The 3248-nt window shown below is 72.8% G+C and carries 4 protein-coding genes; 2 read left to right on the top strand and 2 right to left on the bottom strand.

The features are described from left to right. The coding region (locus SACHA_RS26560) for a DNA glycosylase AlkZ-like family protein (RefSeq protein ID WP_408640313.1) at positions 1 to 351 on the bottom strand (351 nt) is incomplete at its 3' end. 1 nt (position 352) lies between these two features. Between SACHA_RS26560 and SACHA_RS0102505 the strand changes: the two genes are divergently transcribed. Next, positions 353 to 1450, top strand: coding sequence for an ABC transporter ATP-binding protein (locus tag SACHA_RS0102505; protein ID WP_019806958.1), 1098 nt, complete (start codon positions 353 to 355; stop codon positions 1448 to 1450). A 115-nt stretch (positions 1451 to 1565) separates the two neighbouring features. Then, complete coding sequence (locus SACHA_RS0102500; RefSeq protein ID WP_083935759.1) at positions 1566 to 2255, top strand: esterase/lipase family protein; 690 nt, start codon at positions 1566 to 1568, stop codon at positions 2253 to 2255. A 15-nt stretch (positions 2256 to 2270) separates the two neighbouring features. Here SACHA_RS0102500 and SACHA_RS0102495 read toward each other — a convergent pair whose 3' ends face one another. Continuing rightward, positions 2271 to 3110: an MBL fold metallo-hydrolase gene (locus tag SACHA_RS0102495; protein ID WP_019806956.1), complete on the bottom strand. Its 840-nt coding sequence runs from the start codon at positions 3108 to 3110 to the stop codon at positions 2271 to 2273. Positions 3111 to 3248 lie beyond the last annotated feature (138 nt).

Below are 3248 nucleotides of genomic sequence, written 5' to 3'. Positions count from 1 at the left end.
GCCGTCCGCGCGGCCGAGCCCGAGTTCGCGCAGCAGACCGCCGTCGAGCAGCTCCCCGGTGAGCTGGGTGACCGTCGTCTTGGTCAGTCCGCTGCGCCGGGCCACCGCCGCGCGGGAGACGGGGCCGTGCGCGGCGACCAGCCGCGCGACCAGGGCGAGATTGTGCTCGTGCTGTTGCTGTCCCCGGACGGGACGGGTCTGTTCCACGACCGCTCCCCACGGACTCGGCTGCGGTGAATTAATCAGTCCACCGGACGAACGAACTCTAGCGGCAGGGGTCACCCGTTCGGTAGACATTCGGTCACCGCGAGCACGGGAACCGGGCTCGCCCGCACGAGAGGACCAGCGCATCATGGCCGACGTCTCCTTCCACGAAGCCTCCCGCGTGTTCCCCGGGAGCCCGCCGGTCCGGGCGGTCGACCGGCTCGACCTGGACATCACCGACGGCGAGTTCCTGGTGCTGGTCGGTCCCTCCGGGTCGGGCAAGTCCACGGCGCTGCGGATGCTGGCCGGCCTCGAGGACGTCGACGAGGGCGCGATCACGATCGGCGGCCGGGACGTCACCGACGTGTCCCCGAAGAACCGCGACATCGCCATGGTCTTCCAGTCCTATGCGCTCTACCCGCACATGTCGGTCGCGGAGAACATGGGCTTCGCCCTGAAGATCCAGCGGGTCGCCAAAACCGAGATCGCCGAACGGGTGCGGGAGGCGGCCCGGCTGCTCGATCTCACCGACTATCTGGACCGCAAACCCAAGGCGCTGTCCGGTGGCCAGCGGCAGCGCGTCGCGATGGGCCGCGCGATCGTGCGCGAGCCCGCCGTGTTCCTGATGGACGAGCCGCTGTCCAATCTCGACGCGAAGCTCCGGGTGGAGACCCGGGCCAACATCACCGCCCTGCAGAAACGGCTCGGCACGACCACCGTCTACGTCACCCACGACCAGGTCGAGGCGTTGACGATGGGGCACCGCGTGGCCGTGCTCAAGGACGGTGAGCTCCAGCAGTGCGACACCCCGCGGGCGCTGTACGACGCGCCGACCAACGTGTTCGTCGCGGGGTTCATCGGCTCCCCCGCCATGAACCTCACGACGGCGCCCCTGTCCGACGACGGCGCCAGTGTCGACGGCCTCACCGTGCCCGTGTCGCGGGAGATCCGCTCCGGCGCGGCTTCGAACCTGCGGGAGGTCACGGTCGGCCTCCGGCCGGAGGGGCTGCGTCCCGCGCTCGACGGCGAACCCGGCCTGGAGCTCGACGTCGAACTGGTCGAGGTGCTCGGTTCGGACGCCTACGTCCACGGCCGGGCCGAGCTCGGCGGGCGCCGGGAGCGGTTCATCGTGCGCACCGACGCGCACAGCACCCCGTCGTTCGGGGAGACGATCCGGGTCGGCCTGCGCGACCCGGAGTCCGCGCACGTCTTCGACCCGGAGAGCGGGCACCGGCTGGTGGCCTGAGCTGTCCGCCCCGTGCCCCGGACGCGATCCGGCGTCACACGGTTGACGGTCGCCGTCCGGGGTACCAACCCGGGTGTGGATACCGCAGGAACCGGTCCTCGTGGCCACCGCGCGGATGATCCCGCGGCTGGTGCGACACCCGGTGTGGCAGGTGCGGGACCCGGGGCAGGGCGGCGGGACCGCTGTGCTCCTGGTACCCGGGTTCGGCGTCGGTGACTGGAGTCTGTCCCCGCTGCGGACCTGGCTGGCCGCGCGGGGATACCGGCCGGAGACCTCGCACACCGGACTGAACCTCGGCTGCACCACCGTGCTCCTCCACCGGCTCGAACGCAGACTCGACGTCCTCGCCGCGAGCACCGGCGGGCGTGTGGTGGTGCTGGGGCAGAGCCGTGGTGGGTGGCTCGGGAGGTTGGCGGCCGTGCGCAGGCCGGACCTGGTCCGTGCCCTGGTCATGTTGGCCGCGCCGGTGCTCGACCCGCTCGGGGCCAGACCGGGCAGCGTGCGGGCGGCCCGGTCCCTGGCCCGGTTGGCGGCGCTGGGCGTGCGCGGCGTGCTCGACGACGACTGCTTCGCGGGCGAGTGCTACCGGACGAATCGTGCCCTGCTCGCCGCGCGGCTTCCGGACGACGTCCCGGGCGTGTCGGTGTACTCGCGGCACGACACCGTGGCTCCGTGGCAGCTGTGCCAGGACCCGTGCGCCGAGGGGGTGGAGGTCACCAGCTCGCACGTGACGATGGGCCTCGACCCGGACGTCTACACCGCCGTCGACTCCCGGCTGCGGACGTGGGCGCGCGACCCGCGGTGACCGGTCGGTGCGCCGTCACCCCTCCTCCGGGGCCGGACCGGCGCGGCGCAACGGGATGCTCTCGCCACGCAGCACCGGCCGCACCCGGCTCGGCAGTCCCCGGGCGGCGACCTCGACGAGGAAGTTCGACAGCGGGGACGTGAACAGGCCGTAGTCGTCGTGGTGGACCGGCACCACCGCACCGGGTCGCAGCAGTTGGAGCAGATCGGCCCCGTGCCGGTCGTTCATCGACAACCACAGGCCCAGCACGCGCGTACCACCGAGGTGCAGGACCGCGACGTCGAGGTCACCGAAGCGCTCGTGGATCGGCCGCAGGGTGCGGTGCGGCATGGTGTCCCCGCTGAGGTAGAGCCGCAGGGTCCCGGCCCGGCCCGCGTCGGGGGTGGACCGGTATTCCACGACGCTGCCCATCACCGGCGGCAGCAGCAGGTGGTCGAGGACCGTCCCGGAGTGCCGGGCGGGCACGGCCGTCACCGTGAGGCTCGCCCCGTCCCGGGTGAGCGTGTGGTCGTGCCACGGCCGCAGGTCGCGGGTGTCCCGGAATCCCGCCCGCCCGAGGGCACGGGCGGCGTGCGGGGTGGTCACGATCGGCAGGTCCCGGGACAGTTCCTGCCGTGCGACACGGTCGAAATGGTCCCCGTGCAGGTGGGACAGCAGGACGGCGTCCAGCGCGGGCAGGTCCGCGGGCTGAGCGGCCGGTTCGGTCCGCCGCCGGGTGTGCAGGCCGTGCCCGATGTGGACCCACTGACCGCGGTGGAGGAAGTTCGGATCGGTGAGGATCGTGAACGGACCCAGCGTGAGCAGTGCCGTGGCGTTCCCGATGAAGGTGAGCGTGTCCGGCTCGGGGTCGAGCAACGGTATCCCCTTCCCGTCCCGGGAGCAGGGACGGACAGTGCCGACGGCGGGCGGAGCGCCCGCGCGGCCGGGTGGTCAGGGTGGTCCGACGTCGTGGACCCTGCCGGCGCGCCGCCGGGCGTGGACCTGGCCGGGTCC

The organism is Saccharomonospora halophila 8, assembly GCF_000383775.1.
GTDB classification, from domain to species: domain Bacteria; phylum Actinomycetota; class Actinomycetes; order Mycobacteriales; family Pseudonocardiaceae; genus Saccharomonospora; species Saccharomonospora halophila.
Note: the sequence above shows the minus strand (reverse complement) of the source record. Positions and strands in the feature narration are given on the sequence as shown.

Bases quoted from the DNA above. Each gene is read 5' to 3' on its own strand.
- SACHA_RS0102500 (WP_083935759.1), top strand. From the start codon at position 1,566: ATGATCCCGCGGCTGGTGCGACACCCGGTGTGGCAGGTGCGGGACCCG.
- SACHA_RS0102505 (WP_019806958.1), top strand. From the start codon at position 353: ATGGCCGACGTCTCCTTCCACGAAGCCTCCCGCGTGTTCCCCGGGAGC.